General features: G+C 62.1%; 17 protein-coding genes. 6 read left to right on the forward strand and 11 right to left on the reverse strand.

All coding sequences use genetic code 11. The features are described 5' to 3' along the window. Window positions 1-145 precede the first annotated feature (145 nt). The gene (locus CIW50_RS25810; RefSeq protein ID WP_149534017.1) at window positions 146-694 is read right to left on the reverse strand and encodes a c-type cytochrome; all 549 of its coding nucleotides are present in this window, start codon (window positions 692-694) and stop codon (window positions 146-148) included. 208 nt (window positions 695-902) lie between these two features. Between CIW50_RS25810 and CIW50_RS25815 the strand changes: the two genes are divergently transcribed. Further along, entirely contained in the window at window positions 903-1,643 is a 741-nt protein-coding gene (locus CIW50_RS25815; protein ID WP_149534018.1) for a 3-deoxy-manno-octulosonate cytidylyltransferase, read from the forward strand. Between the two features lie 45 nt (window positions 1,644-1,688). Beyond that, window positions 1,689-2,537 carry a prephenate dehydratase gene (locus CIW50_RS25820; protein WP_149534050.1) on the forward strand — a complete coding sequence of 283 codons (849 nt, stop codon included), beginning with the start codon at window positions 1,689-1,691 and terminating at the stop codon, window positions 2,535-2,537. A 9-nt stretch (window positions 2,538-2,546) separates the two neighbouring features. Here the strand turns inward: CIW50_RS25820 and CIW50_RS25825 are convergent, their stop codons facing one another. Together CIW50_RS25825 and CIW50_RS25830 are read right to left on the reverse strand one after the other, a co-directional pair. Further along, entirely contained in the window at window positions 2,547-2,957 is a 411-nt protein-coding gene (locus CIW50_RS25825; RefSeq protein ID WP_149534019.1) for a YciI family protein, read from the reverse strand. Window positions 2,958-3,042: 85 nt separating this feature from the next. Continuing rightward, window positions 3,043-4,056, reverse strand: a complete 1,014-nt coding sequence (locus CIW50_RS25830) for an LLM class flavin-dependent oxidoreductase (protein ID WP_149534020.1) — start codon at window positions 4,054-4,056, stop codon at window positions 3,043-3,045. Window positions 4,057-4,476: 420 nt separating this feature from the next. Between CIW50_RS25830 and metF the strand changes: the two genes are divergently transcribed. The 3 genes from metF (at window position 4,477) to CIW50_RS25845 (ending at window position 9,754) form a co-directional block, all read left to right on the forward strand. Further along, a complete protein-coding gene (gene metF / locus CIW50_RS25835; RefSeq protein WP_149534021.1) occupies window positions 4,477-5,376 on the forward strand; it encodes a methylenetetrahydrofolate reductase [NAD(P)H] in 900 nt (299 codons plus the stop codon). A 4-nt stretch (window positions 5,377-5,380) separates the two neighbouring features. Continuing rightward, window positions 5,381-9,244: a methionine synthase gene (gene metH / locus CIW50_RS25840; protein ID WP_149534022.1), complete on the forward strand. Its 3,864-nt coding sequence runs from the start codon at window positions 5,381-5,383 to the stop codon at window positions 9,242-9,244. A 258-nt stretch (window positions 9,245-9,502) separates the two neighbouring features. Continuing rightward, window positions 9,503-9,754 carry a hypothetical protein gene (locus CIW50_RS25845; protein ID WP_149534023.1) on the forward strand — a complete coding sequence of 84 codons (252 nt, stop codon included), beginning with the start codon at window positions 9,503-9,505 and terminating at the stop codon, window positions 9,752-9,754. 84 nt (window positions 9,755-9,838) lie between these two features. Here the strand turns inward: CIW50_RS25845 and glpK are convergent, their stop codons facing one another. The 8 genes from glpK to CIW50_RS25885 all read right to left on the reverse strand — a co-directional run bounded on the left by glpK (window position 9,839) and on the right by CIW50_RS25885 (window position 21,255). After that, complete coding sequence (gene glpK / locus CIW50_RS25850) at window positions 9,839-11,338, reverse strand: glycerol kinase GlpK (protein WP_149534024.1); 1,500 nt, start codon at window positions 11,336-11,338, stop codon at window positions 9,839-9,841. 99 nt (window positions 11,339-11,437) lie between these two features. Beyond that, the gene (locus tag CIW50_RS25855; RefSeq protein ID WP_149534025.1) at window positions 11,438-12,640 is read right to left on the reverse strand and encodes an FAD-dependent oxidoreductase; all 1,203 of its coding nucleotides are present in this window, start codon (window positions 12,638-12,640) and stop codon (window positions 11,438-11,440) included. 144 nt (window positions 12,641-12,784) lie between these two features. Further along, window positions 12,785-13,555, reverse strand: a complete 771-nt coding sequence (locus tag CIW50_RS25860; RefSeq protein ID WP_149534026.1) for an SDR family NAD(P)-dependent oxidoreductase — start codon at window positions 13,553-13,555, stop codon at window positions 12,785-12,787. 199 nt (window positions 13,556-13,754) lie between these two features. Beyond that, window positions 13,755-14,897 carry a pimeloyl-CoA dehydrogenase small subunit gene (gene pimD / locus CIW50_RS25865; protein ID WP_149534027.1) on the reverse strand — a complete coding sequence of 381 codons (1,143 nt, stop codon included), beginning with the start codon at window positions 14,895-14,897 and terminating at the stop codon, window positions 13,755-13,757. Between the two features lie 165 nt (window positions 14,898-15,062). Beyond that, window positions 15,063-16,250 (reverse strand): pimeloyl-CoA dehydrogenase large subunit, encoded by a 1,188-nt coding sequence (gene pimC / locus CIW50_RS25870; RefSeq protein WP_149534028.1) that lies wholly within the window; start codon window positions 16,248-16,250, stop codon window positions 15,063-15,065. Window positions 16,251-16,274: 24 nt separating this feature from the next. Then, complete coding sequence (locus tag CIW50_RS25875) at window positions 16,275-17,462, reverse strand: acetyl-CoA C-acyltransferase (protein ID WP_149534029.1); 1,188 nt, start codon at window positions 17,460-17,462, stop codon at window positions 16,275-16,277. Beyond that, window positions 17,459-19,162 (reverse strand): dicarboxylate--CoA ligase PimA, encoded by a 1,704-nt coding sequence (pimA, locus tag CIW50_RS25880; protein ID WP_149534030.1) that lies wholly within the window; start codon window positions 19,160-19,162, stop codon window positions 17,459-17,461. Before pimA ends, CIW50_RS25875 begins: the two co-directional genes overlap by 4 nt. A 5-nt stretch (window positions 19,163-19,167) precedes the next feature. Continuing rightward, window positions 19,168-21,255 (reverse strand): 3-hydroxyacyl-CoA dehydrogenase NAD-binding domain-containing protein, encoded by a 2,088-nt coding sequence (locus CIW50_RS25885; RefSeq protein ID WP_149534031.1) that lies wholly within the window; start codon window positions 21,253-21,255, stop codon window positions 19,168-19,170. 149 nt (window positions 21,256-21,404) lie between these two features. Here CIW50_RS25885 and CIW50_RS25890 point away from each other — a divergent pair, with 149 nt between their 5' ends. Then, complete coding sequence (locus CIW50_RS25890) at window positions 21,405-22,271, forward strand: IclR family transcriptional regulator (protein WP_149534032.1); 867 nt, start codon at window positions 21,405-21,407, stop codon at window positions 22,269-22,271. Window positions 22,272-22,303: the final 32 nt, after the last annotated feature.

The following is a 22,303-nucleotide window of genomic DNA, read 5'->3' on the forward strand; positions in this document are numbered from 1 at the left end:
CACCCGTCACGCTGGTTGCATCCTAACGCGTTGCGGCCAAACGTCCCGCTTAAGCTTTGGTAATGCAGATACGAAAACGGCCAGGCGAAGCCTGGCCGTTTGATCGATGATGGATTGTGACGGAACAGCCGTTACGTCGCCCGCTTTACTTGGCCGCGGTCGGCAGCGGCACCGGCGTATCAGCCAGCGAGGCCAGATAGGCGATCACGTCGGCGCGCTCGCTGTCCTTCTGGATGCCGGCAAAGCCCATGGCCGTACCGGGGACGGTCCCCTTCGGATTGGCGATGAACTTGTTCAGTTCCTCGAATGTCCAGGTACCACCCTTGGCCTTCATGGCTGCCGAGAAGTTGAAGCCACCCTTGCCCTGGCCAACATGATCGTTGACGGTGCCGAACAGGTTCGGACCGACACGGTTCGGACCACCCTTCTCGAAGGTATGGCAGGCGGCGCACTTCTTGGCAGCCGTCGCGCCCTTTTCAATCGATGCGGTCTGCAGCAGTTTCTCGATCGGCTCGGACGGTGCAGCAGCGGCCTTGGCGCCACCGGCAGCCTCTTCCTTCACGGCGATATCGTAGCCGGGCTTTTCCATATGCTTTGGCGCAAACACGGCCTGCGCGGTGAAATTCGTCACCAGCAGAATCAGGCAGGTGCCCAGAATGGCGCCCATAATCTTGTTGAGTTCGAAGGAGTCCATAGTCGAAAAGCCCCACGCCGTTTTAGGTCATTGGAAGGCCGCTCCAACGGCCTCGACACACTCAGGAATCAGGTTCCTGCGGCCCTCGGGCCCGCCGTTTTGAGATAACGGTTTGCCCATCCTCTGGCAACCCGTATAAACGCCGCGCCCTTTGATGTGCATCATACTTTTCGGGGGGAAGATTACTGGAATCCAAGCCGATTTTGACATGACAGACACACGCACCCTGGTGCTCATTCCCGCCCGGATGGCGGCCACCCGCCTACCCGGCAAGCCGCTGCTCGATATTGGCGGGCTGCCGATGATCGTGCATGTGGCGCAACGCGCCAAAGACGCTGGTCTGGGCCGTGTCGCCATCGCCACCGACACCGCGGACATCGCCGACGCCGTAATCGCCCACGGTTTCGAGGCAGTGATGACCTCCCCGGACCACCCGTCGGGCTCGGACCGGATTTTTGAGGCCCTGTGCAAGCTCGATCCGGCAGGACACGTCCAAACCATCGTCAACGTCCAGGGTGACCTGCCCACTATTCCGCCCGGCGACATAAGCGCCGCCGTCCGCCTGCTCGACGATCCCGCGGTCGATATCGCCACCCTGGCGACCGAGATCCGCAAGGACGAGGAGCACACGGCGCCAAGCGTGGTGAAGCTGATCGGCTCGCCGGCCGGCCCCGCGCGGCTGCGCGCGCTGTATTTCACCCGCGCCACCGCGCCCTATGGCGATGGCCCCCGCTACCATCACATCGGGCTCTATGCCTATCGGCGCGCCGCGCTCGAAGGCTTCGTCAAGCTGGCGCCCTCAACGCTCGAGTTGCGCGAAAAGCTCGAACAGCTGCGCGCGCTGGAGGCCGGCATGCGGATCGACGCCGCTATCGTCGACTCCGTCCCACTGGGCGTCGATACGCCCGCCGATCTCGAAACCGCCCGCCGCCTGCTGGCAAAAAACTGAGCGACTGATACAAGGCCCGCCATGACCATTCCGAAAAATCAGATCATGAAGATCGCATTCCAGGGCGAGCCCGGCGCCAATTCCCATATCGCCATCGTCGAGGCATTTCCGAATGCCGAGCCGCTGCCCTGTGCCACATTCGAGGATGCGCTCGCCGCGATCACCTCGGGCGAGGCCGATCTCGGCATGATCCCGATCGAGAACTCGATCGCCGGCCGCGTCGCCGACATCCATCATCTGCTGCCGCAGTCGGGCCTGCATATCGTCGGTGAGTGGTTTTTGCCCATTCACCACCAGATGATGGCGCTGCCCGGCGCGAAGCTCACCGACATCAAGACGGTGGAAAGCCACGTCCACGCGCTCGGCCAGTGCCGCCGCATCATTCGCAAGCTCGGCATCAAGGCCATCGTCGCGGCCGACACTGCGGGCTCGGCACGCACAATTGCCGAACGCGGCGACAAGAGCTGCGCATCGCTGGCCTCCCGCCTCGCGGCCGATATCTACGGGCTCGAAATTCTCGCCGAGGACGTCGAGGACGAGGATCACAACACAACGCGTTTCGTGATCCTCTCGAAAGATGCCAAATGGGCGCCGCAGGGCTCCGAACCGCTGGTCACCAGTTTTGTTTTCCGCGTCCGCAACCTTCCTGCGGCGCTCTACAAGGCCCTCGGCGGCTTCGCCACCAACGGCGTCAACATGACCAAGCTGGAAAGCTACATGGTCGACGGCGAGTTCTTCGCTACACAGTTCTATGCCGATGTCGACGGCCATCCGGATGACCGCAATCTGGCTTTCGCGTTGGAGGAGCTGAAGTTCTTCTCACGCGAATTCCGGATCGTCGGCGTCTATCCGGCGCATCCCTTCCGCAAGACTTTCGGCGAACCGACATCGTAACACCTCACGTCAGGACGAGGCCGGCCTGACGTGATCGGCCAGTGCGTGCGTCGCGGCCTTCGGTGCGCCGGGCAGAAATAACTGCACGGGCCGTATTTCATACACAGCACTCGGATTGACGCGACGCAGATCGCGGGCGACGGCGACCGCATCCTCGCGCGTTTCGCAGTCGACGACATAGAAGCCCAGCAACTGCTCCTTGGTCTCGGCAAACGGACCGTCGATCACCACGCCCGCACCGGGCCCGCGCAGCGTGAACGCGCCCTTCGTGCCTCCCAGCCGCGCGGCCGGGCCCATCTGGCCATCGGCTGTCAGTTTCTCGTGGATCTCGTGAAGGCCGGCCATCACGGCCGTGTCCTGATCGGCCGTCCATGACGTGACGACATCTTCGACGTGATAGGCCAGCATAGCGTAGAGCATTGATCGTTCCTTGGTTCGTGGTGGCACCGCCTCAAGGACGTTTGCCACACCCCAATTCCGACATCACCAAGCTAGATTGTCGCGCTCAAGCCGCCTTTTGCAACCGAAACGCCTCGGCCAGCAGGCTGTAGGATTTCTTCCGCGCTTCGTGATCATACATCGCGGTGATCACCATCAGCTCATCGGCCTGGCATTGGCTGATGAGCGGCTGCAGCTTTTCAATAACAGTGGACGGACTGCCGACGAACAGCCGTGAACGATTGCGCGCGATCTTCATCTTTTCGCTGTCACTGTAAGGATAGGCCAGCGCCTCCTCGACGCTCGGCAGTGGCGCATATTCACCGCGATCGCGGCGCAGACGGTTAAGATCGGCTGACGAAGCGAGGCGCTCCGCTTCCACGTCGGTTTCGGCGGTGATCACAGCCACTGCGAGAATCGCATGCGGCGTTTGTCGCCAGCCCGAGGACTTGAAGCGTGCGCGGTAATGCACCATGGCGTCGGCGGCATCATGAGATGCAAAGTGGTGGGCAAACGCAAACCCCATGCCGACCTGCGCTGCGAGATCCGAGCTGTAGTCGCTGGAACCGAGCAACCAGAGCGGCGGCAGCGGCACGTCGTTCGGCATCGCCACCACATTGTTATAGGGATGACCTTCCGGGAATTGCCGGGTCTCCCACAGCATCAACTCGCTGAGCCGCTCGAGAAAATCATCGCCGCCGCGGGCATCGAGGCGGCTACGCAGCGCGTGCGCCGTCGCGCCATCGGTGCCGGGCGCACGGCCGAGGCCGAAATCGATGCGGCCGGGAAACAGCGCCTCCAGCATCTTGAAGCGCTCGGCCACCATCAGCGGTGCATGGTTGGGCAGCATCACGCCGCCGGAGCCGACGCGGATATGCTGCGTCACCGCCGCGATCTGCCCGATCATGATCTCCGGCGCCGGACTGGCGACCGATGCCAGATTGTGGTGCTCGGCCAGCCAGTAACGGACATAGCCAAGGCGATCGGCATGTTTGGCCAGATCGATGCTGTTGCGGAGCGCCGCCGCGGGCGGCGTGCCTGACGTGACGACCGAGAGGTCAAGAATGGACAGTGGGATCATGGCGCCAAACTAGTGCGTCCATCCGGGAGGGCAAAGAGCGTTCTGAGCGACGCGTGCCTCCCCTCCAGCCAGCGGCAAAAGAGGGTGCCCAGCGTGGGACATAGTGAGGTATACTTTATTATCGATGATAACTGCCCACATTCAGGAAACGTCGTCCAGGCAAGCATCAAGAGCCAGAATAATCAAAATATATGTATATCTCGATAGATCTCGCGGCGAACCGCCCCTGCCCACACACCAAGGAAAACTTGATATTATCCGAGTTCGAAAACCATTGTTGGGCCAATTCCCACCCTAAAACCACTCAAGATGGGCTATTTCACTAACCGACCATAACCTATCTTTGTGCAGTGCAGCCAAAGTCCACGGACCTGGCGCCAGATAACACCGGTACCGCCCTGCGCGGTGGAGTTCGACGCGATGACCGAGATCAACCCGGCCACCTCAGCAAAGCTTCCCAATATCTCCTTCGAGTTCTTCCCGCCGAAGACCGAGGAGATGGACCGCACCCTGTGGGAGACTATCGAGCGCCTCGCGCCGCTGAACCCGTCGTTCGTGTCGGTGACCTATGGCGCCGGCGGATCGACCCGGGAGCGCACCCACGCCACCATCGTACGCCTCCTGAAGGAGACCCACCTGACTCCGGCGGCGCATTTGACCTGTGTCGGCGCGCCGAAAAGCGAAATCGATGACGTTGTCGCGAGGTATCACGAGGCCGGCGTCCGCCACATTGTGGCGTTGCGCGGCGATCCGACCACCGGCATTGGCACGCAATATCTGGCGCATCCGGATGGCTACCAGACCTCCGCCGATCTCGTCGCCAGTATCCGCAACCGCTATCCCGACATTGACGTCACCGTGTCCGCCTATCCGGAGAAGCATCCGGAGAGCATCGACTTCGATGCCGACGTCGACACGCTGCAGGCCAAGGTCGATGCCGGCGCGACACGCGCCATCACCCAGGTGTTCTTCGATAACGACCTGTATTTCCGCTATATCGACAAGGTCCGCGCCCGTGGCATCACGATCCCGGTGCTGCCCGGCATCATGCCGATGCATAACTTCAAGCAAGCCCGTAATTTCGTCACCCGTGCCGGCACCACTGTCCCGTCATGGCTCGCCGACAAGTTCGACGGCCTCGATGACGACGCCGAGACCCGCAAGCTGGTCGCCGCCACCGTGGCCGCCGGCCAGGTGCAGAAGCTCGCCAAGCACGGCGTCAGTGACTTCCATTTCTACACGATGAACCGCGCCGATCTCGTTTTCGCCATCAGCCATTTGCTCGGCTTCCGGCCGAACGGCGCGCAGAAAGCTGCCTGATCACATGACTTCTAGTTCAAAGACCGTATCCGTATCGCCAAAGCGTACCGAACTGCTCAAAGCTGCCGCAGAACGCATCCTCGTGCTCGACGGTGCCATGGGCACCATGATCCAGGGTCTGCAATTCGACGAGGCTGCGTTCCGTGGCGAGCGCTACAAGGATTTCCACCGCGATCTGCGCGGCAACAACGACCTGTTGATCCTGACGCAGGCGGACGCCATCGAGGACATCCACGCGCAATATCTGCGCGCCGGTGCCGACATCGTCGCGACCAATACATTCTCTTCGACCTCGATCGCCCAGGCCGATTACGACCTGCAGGACATCGCCTATGAGATGAGCCGCGAAGGTGCGCGTCTCGCCAAGAACGCTGCCATCACCGTCGCTGCCGAGGACGGCAAGCCGCGCTTTGTCGCCGGCGCCATCGGCCCGACCAACCGCACCGCCTCGATCTCGCCGGATGTCGCCAATCCCGGCTATCGCGCGGTGACTTTCGACGATCTGCGCATCGCCTATAGCGAGCAGATCAACGGGCTGCTCGACGGCGGAGCAGACCTGTTGCTGGTCGAAACCATCTTCGACACGCTGAACGCCAAGGCGGCGCTCTACGCGATCGCCGAAACCTGCGAAGCCCGCGGCATCGATGTGCCTGTCATGATCTCAGGCACCATCACCGACAAATCCGGGCGTCTGCTCTCGGGCCAGATGCCCGAAGCGTTCTGGAACTCGGTGAAGCACGCGCGGCCAGCCACCATCGGCTTCAACTGCGCCCTCGGCGCCGAAGACCTGCGCGGACATATCGCCGATATCGGCCGCGTTGCCGATACATTGGTTTGCGCCTATCCGAATGCCGGCCTGCCCAATGAATTCGGCCAGTATGACGAAAGCCCTGAATTCATGGCCGGGCTGATCGGCGAATTCGCTGCCAGCGGCCTCGTCAATGTGGTCGGCGGCTGCTGCGGCACCACGCCGGATCATATCGCGGCAATTGCCAAGGCCGTCGCCCCGCACAAGCCACGCGTTGTACCAGAGATCGCACCGCTTCTGCGCCTTTCTGGTCTGGAGCCGTTCGAACTGACCTCAGTCATTCCGTTCGTCAATGTCGGCGAACGCACCAACGTCACGGGCTCGGCCAAATTCCGCAAGCTGATCACGGCCGGCGATTACACTGCTGCGCTGCAGGTGGCGCGCGATCAGGTCGAGAACGGCGCGCAGGTCATCGACGTCAATATGGACGAAGGCCTGCTCGATTCCGAAGCGGCGATGGTCGAGTTTCTCCATCTCGTCGCCTCCGAGCCGGACATCGCCCGCGTGCCGGTGATGGTCGACTCGTCGAAATTCAACGTCATCGAAGCCGGCCTGAAATGCGTTCAGGGCAAGCCGATCGTCAACTCGATCTCGATGAAGGAGGGTGTGGAGAAGTTCATCCACGAAGCCAAGATCGCGCAGCGCCATGGCGCGGCCGTGGTCGTGATGGCATTCGACGAAGTCGGCCAGGCCGATACGTTCGCGCGCAAGACCGAGATCTGCAAACGCGCTTACGACATTCTGGTCAAGGAGCTGAACTTCCCGCCGGAAGACATCATCTTCGATCCGAACATCTTCGCCATCGCCACCGGCCTCGAAGAACACAACAATTACGGCGTGGACTTCATCGAGGCGACGCGCTGGATCCGCCAGAACCTGCCGCATGCGCATATCTCAGGCGGCGTCTCGAATCTGTCCTTCTCGTTCCGCGGCAACGAGCCCGTCCGCGAAGCGATGCATTCGGTGTTCCTGTATCACGCCATCAAGGCGGGCATGGATATGGGCATCGTCAATGCCGGGCAGATGATCGTTTATGACGACATCGATCCCGAACTGCGCCAGGTCTGCGAGGACGTCATCCTCAACCGCGATCCTGGCGCCTCCGAACGGCTGCTCGAACTCGCCGAAAAGTTCCGCGGCCAGACCAAGCAGGCCAAAGAACAGGATCTCTCCTGGCGCGAATGGCCGGTGGAGAAACGGCTCTCGCATGCGCTCGTGCACGGCATCACGCAATATATCGACGAGGACACTGAGGCTGCACGCCTCACCGTGGCGCGACCACTGCATGTCATCGAAGGCCCGCTGATGGCCGGCATGAATATCGTCGGCGATCTCTTCGGCGACGGAAAGATGTTCCTGCCGCAGGTTGTGAAGTCGGCCCGCGTGATGAAGCAGGCAGTGGCTTACCTGATGCCATTCATGGAGCAGGAGAAGGCCGACAATCTCGCCGCCGGCATCACCGGCGATGGCCGCAAGAATGCCGGCAAGATCGTGCTCGCCACAGTGAAGGGCGACGTCCACGACATCGGCAAGAACATCGTGGGCATCGTGCTCCAGTGCAACAATTTCGAGGTCATCGATCTCGGCGTCATGGTGCCGGCGTCGAAGATCATCGACACCGCCAAGGCCGAAGGCGCCGACATTATCGGACTGTCCGGCCTGATCACGCCGTCACTGGACGAAATGACGTTCCTGGCCGGCGAGATGGAGCGTCAGGGCCTGAAGATGCCGCTGCTGATCGGCGGCGCGACGACCAGCCGCGTGCATACCGCGGTGAAGATTGATCCGAACTACCGCGCCGGTGCCGTCGTACATGTCAACGACGCCAGCCGCGCCGTCGGCGTCGCCTCGTCGCTGCTGTCGCCTGAGAAGCGCGTCGCCTATGCGGCCGAGGTGCGCGCCGATTATGCGAAGATTTCTGCCGCGCATTTCCGTGCCCAGCAGGACAAGAAGCGGCTCAGCCTCGCGAAGGCGCGTGCCAATGCACATGTTGCCGATTTCACCAAGACCGTGCGGAAGCCGACATTTTTGGGCATCAAGACTTTCAGCGATTACTCGCTGAAAGAGCTCGCCGACTACATCGACTGGACGCCATTCTTCCAGACCTGGGAACTGTCCGGCCGTTTCCCTGGCATTCTCACCGACAGCGTCGTCGGCGAAGTCGCATCCTCGCTCTATGCGGATGCGCAGAAGATGCTCAAGCAGATCGTCGAGGAGAAGTGGTTCACGGCCAAGGCAACGATCGGCTTCTGGCCGGCCAATGCTGTGGGCGACGACATCCGCCTCTATGCCGACGACAGCCGCTCAACCGAGATCGCGACGCTGCATACGCTGCGCCAGCAGCTCGAGAAGCGCGAGGGCCGGTTCAACGCCGCGCTCTCCGATTTCATCGCGCCGAAGTCGTCGAATGTGCCGGACTATATCGGCGGCTTCGTTGTAACCGCGGGCATTGGCGAGGACATCATCGCCGACCGTTTCAAGAACGCCAATGACGACTACTCGTCGATCCTGTGCAAGGCGCTGGCTGATCGTCTGGCCGAAGCTTTCGCCGAGCGGATGCATGAGCGCGTCCGCAAGGAATTCTGGGCCTATGCGCCGGACGAGAACATCTCGACCGACGACCTGATCCTGGAGAAATATCAGGGCATCCGCCCTGCTCCCGGCTATCCCGCGCAGCCCGATCACACCGAGAAGGCGACGATCTTCAAGCTGCTCGATGCCGAGAACACCGCCGGCGTGACGCTCACCGAGAGCTACGCCATGTGGCCGGGCTCCTCGGTGTCCGGGCTCTATTTCAGCCATCCCGAGAGCTACTATTTCGGCGTCGGCAAGATCGAGCGCGATCAGGTTGATGAATATGCCGCGCGCAAGAACATGAGCGTGGCGGAAATCGAGCGCTGGTTGGCGCCGGTGCTGAACTACATTCCGGGCGCCGACGCGGCAAATCGCGCAGAGGTCGCGACGCCCGCGCCTGCCAATGATGAACTCGCGACGCATCCGCCAGGATGTAACTGCGCAGTGCATCTGATGTATCGCGGCAAGAAGGTCGGAGCGAAGTAGCGCTTCCTTGTCTCACCCCCAAGCAGCGCAGCTGCGCAGTGGGGTCTGGCGGTCGACTTCGTCCGCCAGACCCCACTGCGCTTTGCTTGGGGAAGGGAACTCTCTGGCCCGTTGCGCAACGTGCAGAGATTATTTTCTTCCTACCTTCGCGCGACGAAATCGATCCCGGCAAAATGATCGTTTCAACCGCCTGGCAACGGAACAATCAGGACGGCCGCAGCTTGTTGCATGCGCAATGTTTGCGTTTGGAGGGTTGAAATGAAACGTACCATGATCGCGGCAGCGGCGGCGGGGCTCCTGGGTCTCGGCTTGATGCTTCCGGCGAGTGCCATGCCGGTCGGTGGGCTTGCACCTGCGAGCATCGCCAGCGACATCATCCAGGTTCGTGGTGGCCATGGCGGCGGACATCACGGCATGCACCGCGGCGGGCGTGGACATCATTACGGCTGGGGCCGCGGACGCGGCCATCATTATGGCTGGTCGCGTGGACGGCATCGCGGCTGGCACTAACGAACAGCAGGCGCGATCCACCTGACATGAACATCAGAAAGAGCCGCCTGCACAGGCGGCTCTTTCTGTTGCGCGTGCAAGCTTTCAATCTTTCCCCGGATCGCTCGCCAATACGCCCTTCACCGCCTGCGCCCAGCCTTTGAGTTTCCGCGCGCGCGTGGCTTCGCTCATCACCGGTTTGAAGCGATGTTCGAGGCGCCAGTTGTCAGCGAATTTGGCGGGTTCCGGAAATACGCCGGCCTCAAGACCGGCGAGATAGGCAGCGCCCAGCGCGGTGGTTTCCTGAATCATCGGGCGATCGACCGGGGCGTTCAAGAGATCGGCGAGACGTTGCATGGTCCAGTCCGATGCGGTCATGCCGCCATCGACGCGCAGAACAACAGTGGCGGCAGAGACGTCCGGCCAATCGGCCCGCATCGCCGCGTAGAGATCGCGCGTCTGATAGCAGACGCTTTCCAGCGCGGCATGGGCGAGTTCGGCCGGGCCGGTGTTGCGTGTGAGGCCGAACAGCGCGCCGCGAACGTCGGGATTCCAATAGGGTGCACCGAGGCCGACAAAGGCCGGCACCAGATAGACCGACTGCAATGAATCGTTCTGGTCCGCGAGCGGTCCGCTCTCGGAGGCACTCTTGATGATGCCGAGCCCGTCACGCAGCCACTGCACGGCGGAGCCGGCGACAAAGATCGAGCCTTCCAGCGCATAGGTCCGCACACCGTTCAATTGATAGGCAACCGTCGTGAGCAGCTTGTTCTTGGATTGCACCGGCGTCGTGCCGGTGTTGAGCAGCGCAAAACAGCCGGTGCCATAAGTGGACTTGATCATGCCCGGCGCGAAACACGCCTGCCCAATGGTCGCAGCCTGCTGATCTCCGGCGATGCCACCGATCACGATGGTACCGCCGAACAGATCGGTGCTGCCGAAATCCGACGAGGAGTCCTGCACCCTGGGCAGCATCGCCTTGGGCACGCGCAGCAGCTTCAGAAGTTCGTCATCCCATTCGCCGGTGTGGATGTTGAAGAGCTGCGTGCGTGAGGCATTGGTGGCGTCGGTGGCATGCACCTTTCCCATCGTCAGCCGCCACAGCAGATAGCAATCGACGGTGCCGAACAGCAATTCGCCGCGCTCGGCGCGCGCGCGGGCACCGGGGACGTGATCGAGTATCCACGCCACTTTGGTGCCGGAGAAATACGGATCGATGATCAGGCCGGTCTTTTGTGTGATCAACGGCTCGAGGCCGTCGGCCTTCATCTGCGCGCAGATGTCCGCGGTGCGGCGGTCCTGCCAGACGATGGCGCGGTGCACGGCCTGACCGGTGACGCGATCCCACACCACCACTGTCTCGCGCTGATTGGTGATGCCGATACCCGCGATATCCTTTGCGGTGACGCCGGCTTTTGACATCGCCTCGCGGCAGACCTGCAGCGTCGAGGTCCAGATATCCTCCGGCTCATGCTCAACCCAGCCGGAGGCCGGAAAATGCTGCGGGAATTCCTGCTGCGCGCTGGCTGCGATCGAGATGTCGGCGCGAAAGATCATCGCGCGCGAGGATGTGGTGCCCTGATCAATGGCCATCACGAAAGACATAGGCGTTTCCCTGGCATTTCTTCGCGGAAGATTGTGGTCACGTTGGGAGGCGCAGGCAACCGGATTAGCGCGGGCGCGTCAAGCACCGGCGCACAGCGATCAGGTCGCCGAGTCGATCATCATGACCAGCGCGGCCGAGATCATCGCCAGTTCGCGTGGCAGCGTCTCGCGGGTGCGGCGCACGACGCCCTCGCCGAGCCGGCCGAGAAACCGCACCCAGCGCTGCGCGCGCCAGTACAGCGAATTCTCTGTTGTCACCGAGCGCAGCTTGAACGCCTTGCCGGTGGCCCAGGCATCGCATTCCAGCTTCAGCGGATCGGCGTAATATTGCGCGATCTTGACCGCATCCATGCCGGGGGTGGCAAGCCAGTTCGGGATATGCACGCTGCAGAGCTGCGCCACATCGGTGAACACCTTGTCGGTGCCGGTGCCGCTGCCCGGGCATGGCGAGGCGAACGCATCGCCCACCAATACGACGCCGGGCTGGACCACGTTGTCGCTCTCATAGAGATCGACCGGGCGGATCCTGATATCGCCGGATATCTTGTAGTCGCCGATCAGCGCACGCAGTTTCGGCAGGCAGGCATCCAATGCCGCTTCGGGCGTACGCCGCATCTGGCGAATCCAGGGATCGTCGGTCTCGCGATAGACGAACAAGTTACCGCGCATGGTGTCGTCGATCGGGAACAGCGTGACATAGGCGGTGCGATGAACGGTCGTTTCGGCAAAGTAGGTCAGTGCGGGAAATGCAAAGCGGCCGCGACCGACCGGCGCTATATCGAAGCCGACCGAGATCGAATGATTGGCCGAGATGACCGGGCGGCCGATATTGAGCTGATTGCGCAGGCTGACGCTGGCGCCATTGGCGAGGATGACGAGGCGCGCAGAAATCTCTTCGCCATTGGACAGGCCGATGGTCTGGCGGTCATTCGATGTGGCGATCGAGGTCGCCTTGGCGTGAATGGTCTCGACGGTGGATGGAATCTGGCCACGCACGGTATTGACCAGCGTGTCGTAGAGAAAACCGTGCTGCTGACTGGGACGCTTGTCGATCACGCGGCCGAAGCGCGCGATCCAGATCTCGTCGTCATGGGTGGCGGCGCCGAGCACCGCGTCCACGAGACCCGTCTTGCGCAGCCGCTCGAGCTGAACACCGCCGCTGATCTTCTCGCAGCGCAGTTCAGGCGGATGGACCTGATGTGGCTCGATCAGGATTGCAGACACACCGGTGCGGCCAAGCATCGCCGCAGCCGTCGACCCGGCGAGGCCGCCACCAATGATCGCGATATCCGTCTGACGCACGGGAACTCTCCAGCTGCGGATATCCGTGCGCCTGAAATGTTAAAAAACGGGAAAGGATTAAGGCAAGCGGTGGGGAGTTACCGCTGGGGATTTGTTTCCGGCAATTTCCTCACCTTCCCCCTCCAGGGGGCGATAAAAGACGAACTACACCGACGCGGTCGTGACGCCGCCGTCGATGACGATGGTCTGGCCGGTCATGAAGGTGGAGGAGTCAGAGCCGAGATAGGCGACGGCGCCGGCGATCTCATGAGGCTCGCCGATCCGGCGCAGCGGCGTAGTCGCGGTGCGGCGCTTGAGATTGGCTCCGTCTTCCCACAGCGCCTTGGCGAAATCGGTCTTCACCAGACCCGGCGCGATGCAGTTCACGCGCACGCCTTTCGGGCCCCATTCGCCGGCGAGGCTACGACAGAGCGCGAAGTCCGCGGCCTTGGAGATGCCGTAGGCGCCGATCACGGTGGAGCCGCGCAAACCGCCGATGGAGGAGATGATGACCACCGATCCCTTGCCGCGCTCGGCCATCGCCGGGATCGCCTTGGCGCAGAGCCAGATGTTGCTCTTGACGTTGGAGCCCATGATCTTGTCGAAGGCCTCATCGGCTATATCGAGCAGCGGGCCGTAATAGGGATTCACAGCGGCGTTGCAGACCAGGATATCGATCGGGCCGTAGTGCTTCACCGTGCCGTCGATCAGGCCTTCGACTTCATCGCGGCGCGAGATGTTGCAGGGAATGACATGGGCATCGCCCCCGTTGGCCTTGATGCCATCGACGACAGCCTGACAGGCATCGGCCTTGCGGCTGGAGACGACGACCCTGGCACCGAGGCTGGCGAGCAGTTCAGCGGAGGCCCTGCCGATGCCGCGACTGGAGCCGGTGATGACGGCGACCTTGCCGGTGAGATCGAAGGGATTTTTCACGGGCTGGTCTCCTTGATTGTTTCTTTGTTTTGAATTTTTAGCTCGTCATTCCGGGGCGTGGCCGGCGCTTGCCGGACGCGCACCCGGAATCTTGACTTGTTTTGCACGGAGCCTTCCATCTCGGATTCCGGGTTCGCGCGAGCCTGACGCTCGCGCGCCCCGGAATGACGAGTATGTGGCCGGAACGACGAGGCCTTGGCTATTCCGTAATCCCGCCCGCCTGCGCGACGCGACGCAGGTGGAAATCTGCATCGCCGAACTGCTGTTCAATCATGGTCAGCCGCTTGAAGTAGTGACCGATGCGATACTCCATCGTCACGCCGACGCCGCCATGGAGCTGCACGCCGCCCTGGCCAACGAAGCGCGCGGAGCGGCCGATTTGCACCTTGGCAGCGGCGACCGTCTTGGCTCGTTCGTCGAGGTCGGTGAAGCTCGATGCCATCGAGGCGAGGAACGACATGCTGCGCGCAGTCTCCAGCGCGGTAAACATGTCGGCCGCACGGTGCTGCAGCGCCTGGAACGAACCGATGGCGACGCCGAACTGCTTGCGTTCCTTGATGTACTCCACCGACACTTTCAGCGCTTCTTCCATCGCACCGACGGCTTCGGCGCAGAGCGCGATACGGGCGTCGTCGGCCACCTGATTGACGAGTGACAGACCATTGTCGGCGTCGCCGATCACGGCATCCGCACCGACCTCGACATTGTTGAGTTTGATGTCGGCGGCGCGGCTGCCGTCCTGGGTCTCATAGCCGTGAATGTCGACACCCTTGGCATTGGCCGGGACCAGGAACACGCCGACGCCTTTGGCATCGCGCTGACCGCCTGCAGTACGTGCGGTGACGATCAGCGTATCAGCCGTGTCGCCATGGCCGACGACGAATTTCTCGCCGGACAACGTGTAGCCCGCACCGCTCTTCTTGGCCGACGTCTTGATGTCTCCGAGGTCATAGCGTGAGTCACGCTCGACCTGTGCGAAGGCCATGGTCTTGGAGCCGTCGATGATCCCGGGCAGATGCGCGGCACGCTGCTCCGCCGAGGCGCGGCGCAGGACGCCGCCGCCGAGCACGACCGTGTCGAGATAGGGCTCGACCACGAGATTACGGCCGAGCGCTTCCATCACGATCATGGTCTCGATTGGACCGGCGCCGAAGCCGCCGTCATCTTCGGAGAACGGCAGACCGAGCAGACCCTGTTCGGCGAACTTTCCCCAGACGTCCTTGCTCCAGCCGCCCTTTTCGGCGCGATACTTCTTGCGGGTCTCAAAATCGTAGGACGCCTTCAACAGGCCGTCGACGCTGTCCTTGAGAAGCCGCTGCTCCTCGGAAAGATCAAAATCCATTTTTCTTTTTCCTCAAAAATCCAGAACTGAGTCATTCCGGGGCGTGGCCGGCCCTTGCCGGACGCGAACCCGGAATCTCAAGATGGGAGTCTCTGACGTGCCAAAGCATGTCGGGATTCCGGGGGCGGTCGCGGCTCGCGCCGCGCCCGTCCCGGAATGACGGTTTCACAGCCCCAGCACCGCTTTCGCGATGATGTTGCGCTGGATCTCGTTGGAGCCGCCGTAGATCGACACCTTGCGGTAGTTGAAATAGCCGGGCGCGATCGGCGAAGCCCAGTCACCCTCCTCGTTGCGCCCGTCGCCTTCCGGCGCGAACGGCAATGCGAACGGGCCGGTGACTTCGAGCAGCAGTTCGGTGAGCGTCTGCTGGATTTCCGAACCCTTGATCTTGAGGATCGAGGACGCCGGATCCGGCTTGCCCTTGCCGTGCTTGCCTTCAGCGGCAACGACGCGCATCTGCGTGAGCTCGAGCGCCTTGAGCTCGATCTCGGTCGCAGCCAGCTTCTGGCGGAACTGCGGGTCCTCGATCAGCGGCTTGTCACCCGACATCACCATGCCGGCGAGTTCCTTGATGCGGCGGATGCGCTCCTTGGACATGCCGACGCGGGCAATGTTGACGCGTTCGTTGCCGAGCAGGAATTTGGCGTAATCCCAGCCCTTGTTCTCCTCGCCGACGATGTTCTCGGCTGGCACCACAACGTCATCGAAGAACACTTCGTTGACTTCGACGCCGCCATCGATGGTCTGGATCGGACGGACGGTGATGCCTTTCGACTTCATGTCGATCAGGATGAAGGAGATGCCCGACTGCTTCTTCGCATCGGGATCAGTGCGGCACAGGCAGAAGATCCAGTCGGCATGCTGCGCCAGCGTGGTCCAGGTCTTCTGGCCGTTGACGATCCAGGTGTCGCCCTTCTTCTTCGCCGTGGTCTTCAGCGAGGCGAGGTCCGACCCCGAGCCGGGCTCCGAGAAGCCCTGGCACCACCAGTCGTCCATATTCGCAATGCGCGGCAGGAAGTGCTTCTTCTGCTGCTCGTTGCCGAAGGTGTAGATCACCGGGCCGACCATGTTGACGCCAAACGGCAGCGGCGGCGGCGCCGGGGTCTTCTGCAGCTCTTCCAGGAAGATGTACTGCTTGGCAGCGCTCCAACCGGTGCCACCATATTCGGTCGGCCAATGCGGAACCGCCCAACCCTTCTTGTTGAGGGTGCGCTGCCAGTTCACCAGATCGTCCTTTGACGTGTGATGGCCTTCCTGCAGCTTCTTACGCACGACCGGGTCGAGGCTCTCACGGAAGAAGGTTCGCACCTCTTCGCGGAATGCCACTTCTTCTGGATTGAAACTCAGATCCATCGGATCCTCCTTGAATATGGTTGTTTACTGAACGATTTCGAGCAGGCCGGCGGAGCCCATGCCGCCACCGACGCACATGGTGACGACCGCATACTTCGCCTTGCGGCGACGGCCTTCGATCAGCGCGTGGCCGGCGAGACGTGCGCCCGACATGCCGTAGGGATGGCCAACCGAGATCGCGCCGCCATTGACGTTGAGCTTCTCCGGGTCGATGCCGAGCTTGTCGCGGCAGTACAGAACCTGCACGGCGAAAGCTTCATTGAGCTCCCAGAGATCGATGTCCTCGATCTTGAGGCCGTGACGCTTCAACAGGCGCGGCACGGCGAACACGGGACCGATGCCCATTTCGTCCGGCTCGCAACCGGCAGAAACGAAGCCGCGGAAAATGCCGAGCGGCTTGAGGCCCTTCTGTGCAGCGAGCTTGTCGCTCATGATCACGGTGGCGCTGGCGCCGTCCGAGAGCTGCGAGGCATTGCCGGCGGTGATGGTGAACCCCTCGCCGCGCACGGCCTTCAGACCGGCGAGACCTTCAGCAGTGGTTTCCGGACGCGGGCCTTCGTCCTTCGATAGGGTAATGTCCTTGAAGGTGACTTCACCGGTGGCCTTGTCGGCGACGCCCATTTTGGTGGCGATCGCGGCGATTTCGTCGTTGAACTTGCCGCCCTGCTGCGCAGCAGCGGTGCGGCGCTGGCTCTCCAGCGAATATTCGTCCTGCCGCTCGCGCGAGATGCCGTAGCGCTTGGCCACCGTTTCGGCGGTGTCGAGCATCGGCATGTAGACGTCGCCCTTGATCTTCATCAGTTCGGGATCGACGGTGTGAAACTTGTTGGCGTGCTCGTTCTGCACCAACGAGATCGACTCGCCGCCGCCGCCAACCGCGATCTCGACGCCGTCGAAGATCACCGAACGCGCTGCGAGCGCAATCGCCTGCAGACCCGAGGCGCACTGGCGATCGATGGTGGTGCCGCCAACCGTCACCGGCAGGCCGGCACGGAGCAGCGCCTTGCGGGCGATATTGCCGCCGGTCGAGCCCTGCTGCAGGGCCGCGCCCATCACCACGTCCTCGACTTCCTTCGGATCGATGCCAGCGCGCTTCACGGCGTGCTCGATGGCGTGACCGAGAAGCGTCGCACCCTCGGTGGCATTAAGGGCGCCGCGATAGGCCTTGCCGATCGGGGTACGGGCGGTGGAAACGATAACGGCTTCGGTCATAGGCGAGGTCCTCCGGAGGCGGTTTGTTGTTGCAAGGTTGTTTCTTGGTTCATGATGGGCGTGGGTTGCAACCCGCGCAAGGCGTGGCGCGAGAGTTTTCCGACCGCGGTGCGCGGCAAGTCGTCGACGAAGTCCAGAGCTGCCGGCAGTTCATGCTTGCCGAGCTTGCCGGTGAGAAACGCGCGCAACTCGTCGATGGTGAAGGAGGTCGCTCCATTGCGCAGCCTGATAAAGGCCTTCGCCGCTTCGCCGCGATATGGATCGGAAATACCGATCACGATCACTTCCTGCACCGACGGATGTTCGTAGATCGCCTGCTCGATCATCTGCGGATAGACGTTGAAGCCGCCGGAGATGATCATGTCCTTCTTGCGATCGACCAGATAGAAAAAGCCGTCCTCATCCATGTAACCGATGTCACCGGTCAGGAAGCGATCGCCGACGAAGGACTCGGCGCTTTCCTTTTCGAGGTTCCAGTACCCCTTCGTGACGTTCGGTCCCTTGATGCGGATCTCGCCGGTCTCGCCGACACCGAGCACTTTGGTGGGATCGTCGAGCGAGACTACGTCGAGCTCGATCCCGGGCAGCATCAGGCCGATAGACCCTTTTTTGTCGAGGCCACCGGGCGGATGGCCGGTGCCGGGCGAGCAGGTCTCGGTCATGCCCCAGCCGCTCTTCAGCGACAGCCCCGTTTTGCGTTCGAACAGTCGCGCCACTTCGTCGGGCAATGGCGCGCCGCCGGATCCAGCCGAAACCAGCGACGACAGATCGCGCGTCTCCAGCGACGGATCGGCGGCGATCGCGATCCACATGGTGGGCACGCCGGGGAATACGGTGGCTTTCTTGATCTCGATATCGTCGAGCACGCGGCTGACGTCGAAGCGCTGATGCAGCGAGATGGTATCGCCGAGACTGATACGGCTGAGCAGGATCACGGTCAGCGCATAGATATGAAACAGCGGCAGCACGCAGATAACGCGCTCGATCCGATTGCGCGTGGCCCGCGCCGGAGCGCCCCACATATTGTAGATCGACACGGCCGAGGTCAGATTACCGTGGCTCAGCATCGCGCCCTTCGGCAGACCCGTCGTGCCGCCGGTATATTGCAGCAGCGCCACGTCATCCGCTGAAATCTCCGGCCACTGCGCAGGCGGCGTCGCATCTGCGGTGAAATTGCGGAAGGTGACGATGGCGGGATTTTCCGGCAGCGGCAGCTGCGGATTGTTCACCGCGCCCCAATCGTCGTCCTCGCAGACGATCAGCCGATCAAGCAGGCCCTTCTCGAGAAACTTCAACGCCATCGGGAGCAGCGTCGCGAGATTGCTCGTGATCAACACGCGCGCACCGGAATCGCGCAACTTGTGTGACAGCGCGATCTCACCGTCGAGCGGCGACAGATGCACGAGGCGCGCGCCGGCCTTGAGGCCGCCGAAGAAGTGCACCGGATGATCAGGCGTATTGCCCAGGAAGATACCGATGGAATCGCCGCGGCCGTAGCCGGCGCGCATCAGCGCGGCGGCTACGATATCGACTCGCGTCTGCAGATCATTGAACGAGATCGGCTGGTCGCGGAATTCGATGGCGGTGCGGTCGCCGAATTTCCGCACTGAGTCGGCCAACAGCCCGGGCAGACTGCCGCGGGCGATCGGCGCATCCCAGCGCACCCCTGGTGGATAGTGCTGTTCGCCGGGATGCGTCATCGCGGTTACGCGCCCTTGGCGAGGGACGCGAAGGTCTTGCCTTCATCTGCCAGCTTCTTCAGCAGCGCGGCTGGCTCGAGCGAGGGATCGTTGGTCTGCTTTGCGTAGAACTGCAGGCGTTCGACGATCTGCTTGAGGCCGACCTGATCGGCATAGAACATCGGGCCGCCGCGATAGATCGGCCAGCCATAGCCATAGAGCCAGATCACGTCGATATCGCTCGGACGCGATGCCACCTTCTCCTCGAGGATGCGGGCACCCTCGTTGATCATCGGATACATCATACGTTCCAGGATTTCCTGATCGCTGACGGCGCGACGGGTCAGGCCCAGGCTCCGGCACGTATCGTCGATGAGCTTCTCGACTTCCGGATCCGGCACAGGCGCGCGGGAACCCGCTTCATACTTGTAGTAGCCTTTGCCGGTCTTCTGGCCGAAGCGGCCGGCTTCGCAGAGCGCATCGGCGATCGGCGAGGTGATGCCGCGGTCCTTGCGGGAGCGCCAGCCGATATCGAGGCCGGCGAGATCGCCCATGGCGAACGGACCCATGGGCATGCCGAATTTGGTGACGACGGCGTCGACCTGCTGCGGCAGTGCGCCTTCGAACAGCAGCTTCTCGGACTGCTTGGAGCGGGCTGCCAGCATGCGGTTGCCGACGAAGCCGTCGGAGACGCCGACCACGGCCGGGACCTTGGCGATCTTGCGAGCGACGGCGACAGCGGTGATCAGCGCGTCAGGCGCGGTCTTGTCGGCGCGAACGATTTCGCACAGCTTCATGACGTTGGCCGGCGAGAAGAAGTGCATGCCGAGCACGTCCTGCGGACGCTTGGTAACGGCAGCAATCTCGTCGATATTGAGATAGGACGTGTTGCTGGCGAGGATGGCGCCCGGCTTGGCATAGGCATCCAGCGCGGTGAACACTTCCTTCTTGATCGCCATGGTTTCGAACACGGCTTCGATCACCAGGTCGACGTCCTTGACGTTTTCAAGACCGACCTTGCCGGTGATCAGCGCCATGCGCTTGGCGGGCGCATCTGCAGGAATGCCGCCACGTGCTGCGGTGGCTTCATAATTCTTCTGCATGATGCCGAGGCCGCGCTTGAGTTGCTCCTCGCCGGTCTCGATCAGCGTGACGGGGATGCCGGCATTGGCGAAGGACATCGCGATGCCACCGCCCATGGTACCGGCGCCGATGATGGCGACGCGCTCGACCGGACGTGGCTTGACGCCTTCCGGCACGTTCTGAACCTTGGCAGCTTCGCGCTCGGAGAAGAACGCATAACGCTGCGCCTTCGACTGGTCGTCGGCGACCAGCTTGAGGAACATCTCGCGCTCCTTCTTGAGCGCCTCGTCGAACGGCACATCAAGCGTCCAGCTGACGGCTTCAGCGCAGGCCAGCGGCGCATTCATGCCGCGGTTCTTCTTATTGGCGGCTGCGGCAGCGTTGGTGAAGATGGTGCGATCGGCGCGAGCGGCCGCGAGCTTGGAATCGTCGTTGCGCAGCAGGCGCAACGGACGCTTCTCGGCGATCACTTTGCGCGCGAAAGCTTCAGCGCCCGAGGCCGGACCTTCGACGATCTCTTCGATCAGGCCATTCTTTAAAGCTTCAGATGCGCTGATCGGATCACCAGTGACAACCATCTTCACGCCGAGCTCAGGACCAACCGCGCGCGGCAGACGCTGCGTGCCGCCAGCACCGGGCAGCAGGCCGAGCTTCACCTCAGGCAGGCCAAGCTTGGCTTCTTTTGTGGCCACGCGGAAGTGACAGCCGAGCGTGAGCTCGAGGCCGCCACCGAGCGCAGTACCGTGGATCGCTGCGATCACCGGCTTGGAACAATTCTCGATTTCGGAAATGACTTCGCTCAATCCTGGGGACTGCGGCGGCTTGCCGAATTCGGTGATGTCGGCGCCGGCAACAAAGGTACGGCCCGCGCATGCGATCACGATCGCCTTGACGGCAGGATCGGCAGCGGCAGTTTTGACACCTTCAAAAATGCCGCGACGAACCGCCGCACTCAAGGCATTCACAGGCGGAGAGTTGATCGTGACGATGGCGACTTCATCATGACGCTCAAGCTTTACGACATCGCTCACGGCATTCTCCTTGGCTACGTTTACCGGTCTGTTTTTCTTAGTTTCGCACTGCGAAATTTAATTCCACATCTTGACACGGAGGGTTATTTTGAAGAGCGTCCCTTGTCAACGAGGGCCGCACAGCAATCGTATGAAACATTCAGGGAAGCATGAAACGTCCAGCGAAGAATGTGGCGACAGATCGCAATTTCGTCGTCGCGCTGGCTCGCGGCCTGGATGTCTTGCGTGCATTTCGCCCCAATGACGGACTTCTCGGCAATCAGGAGATTGCTGCCCGCACCAAACTGCCGAAGCCAACCATCTCGCGATTGACTTATACGCTTACGAAGTTGGGGTACCTTACACCCGTGCCACGCTTCGAGAAGTATCAACTCGCGCCAGCAGCCATGGCCCTGGGGTATGCTGCACTTGCGAACTTGGGCGTTAGACATCTCTCGGAATCATTTCGCGACGAATTGATGCGGCAGACCGGCGGTGCCTGCGCAGTCGGCGCGCGTGATCGCCTCAGCATGATCTATTTCGGGCAGAGTCGTTCCAGTCTCACTGTCGGCGTTCAACTCGACGTCGGCTCGCGCATTCCCATTGCAACCACGGCGATGGGCCGCGCCTATTTCTGGGCGCTGCCGCCGGAAGACCGTGCCCAATTATTGCGCGAATTTCGCGAGCACTACGGACATCGCTGGTCGAAGATGCGTGACGGCCTCGAACGCGCAGGCGAAATGGTCGCACGCCACGGTTTCGTCATCTCGGCTGGCGAGTGGCAGGACGATGTGCACGCTGCCGGTGTCGCGATGACGTTGAATGACGGCACAGGCCCATATGCCTTTAATTGCGGCGCGCCCGCATTTCGGTTTACGGAAGACCGCTTGCTCAACGATATTGGACCTCGCCTGTTGGCGATGGTAAGGAACATCGAAGCGGCGCTCGGGGGAGCAGCCGCGCCACAATCCAAAAAACTCGACAGCAAAAAAATCAGATCAGGAGGGAAAGTTGCACGCATTGTTGAAGGGCTCTGACAGCCTTCATCGTCGTGACCTGCGCAAGACTT

Origin of the sequence: Tardiphaga sp. P9-11, from assembly GCF_008329525.1 — a bacterium.
In the GTDB taxonomy this organism is placed as follows: Bacteria; Pseudomonadota; Alphaproteobacteria; order Rhizobiales; family Xanthobacteraceae; genus Tardiphaga.

What these genes read in the sequence shown, in the direction of transcription:
- CIW50_RS25820 (WP_149534050.1), top strand. Translation starts at nt 1,689, where the DNA reads ATGAAGATCGCATTCCAGGGCGAGCCCGGCGCCAATTCCCATATCGCC.
- CIW50_RS25830 (WP_149534020.1), bottom strand. Translation starts at nt 4,056, where the DNA reads ATGATCCCACTGTCCATTCTTGACCTCTCGGTCGTCACGTCAGGCACG.
- metH (WP_149534022.1), top strand. Translation starts at nt 5,381, where the DNA reads ATGACTTCTAGTTCAAAGACCGTATCCGTATCGCCAAAGCGTACCGAA.
- pimA (WP_149534030.1), bottom strand. Translation starts at nt 19,162, where the DNA reads ATGACGCATCCCGGCGAACAGCACTATCCACCAGGGGTGCGCTGGGAT.
- glpK (WP_149534024.1), bottom strand. Translation starts at nt 11,338, where the DNA reads ATGTCTTTCGTGATGGCCATTGATCAGGGCACCACATCCTCGCGCGCG.
- metF (WP_149534021.1), top strand. Translation starts at nt 4,477, where the DNA reads ATGACCGAGATCAACCCGGCCACCTCAGCAAAGCTTCCCAATATCTCC.
- CIW50_RS25890 (WP_149534032.1), top strand. Translation starts at nt 21,405, where the DNA reads ATGAAACGTCCAGCGAAGAATGTGGCGACAGATCGCAATTTCGTCGTC.
- CIW50_RS25845 (WP_149534023.1), top strand. Translation starts at nt 9,503, where the DNA reads ATGAAACGTACCATGATCGCGGCAGCGGCGGCGGGGCTCCTGGGTCTC.
- CIW50_RS25815 (WP_149534018.1), top strand. Translation starts at nt 903, where the DNA reads ATGACAGACACACGCACCCTGGTGCTCATTCCCGCCCGGATGGCGGCC.
- pimC (WP_149534028.1), bottom strand. Translation starts at nt 16,250, where the DNA reads ATGGATCTGAGTTTCAATCCAGAAGAAGTGGCATTCCGCGAAGAGGTG.
- CIW50_RS25875 (WP_149534029.1), bottom strand. Translation starts at nt 17,462, where the DNA reads ATGACCGAAGCCGTTATCGTTTCCACCGCCCGTACCCCGATCGGCAAG.
- CIW50_RS25810 (WP_149534017.1), bottom strand. Translation starts at nt 694, where the DNA reads ATGGACTCCTTCGAACTCAACAAGATTATGGGCGCCATTCTGGGCACC.
- pimD (WP_149534027.1), bottom strand. Translation starts at nt 14,897, where the DNA reads ATGGATTTTGATCTTTCCGAGGAGCAGCGGCTTCTCAAGGACAGCGTC.
- CIW50_RS25825 (WP_149534019.1), bottom strand. Translation starts at nt 2,957, where the DNA reads ATGCTCTACGCTATGCTGGCCTATCACGTCGAAGATGTCGTCACGTCA.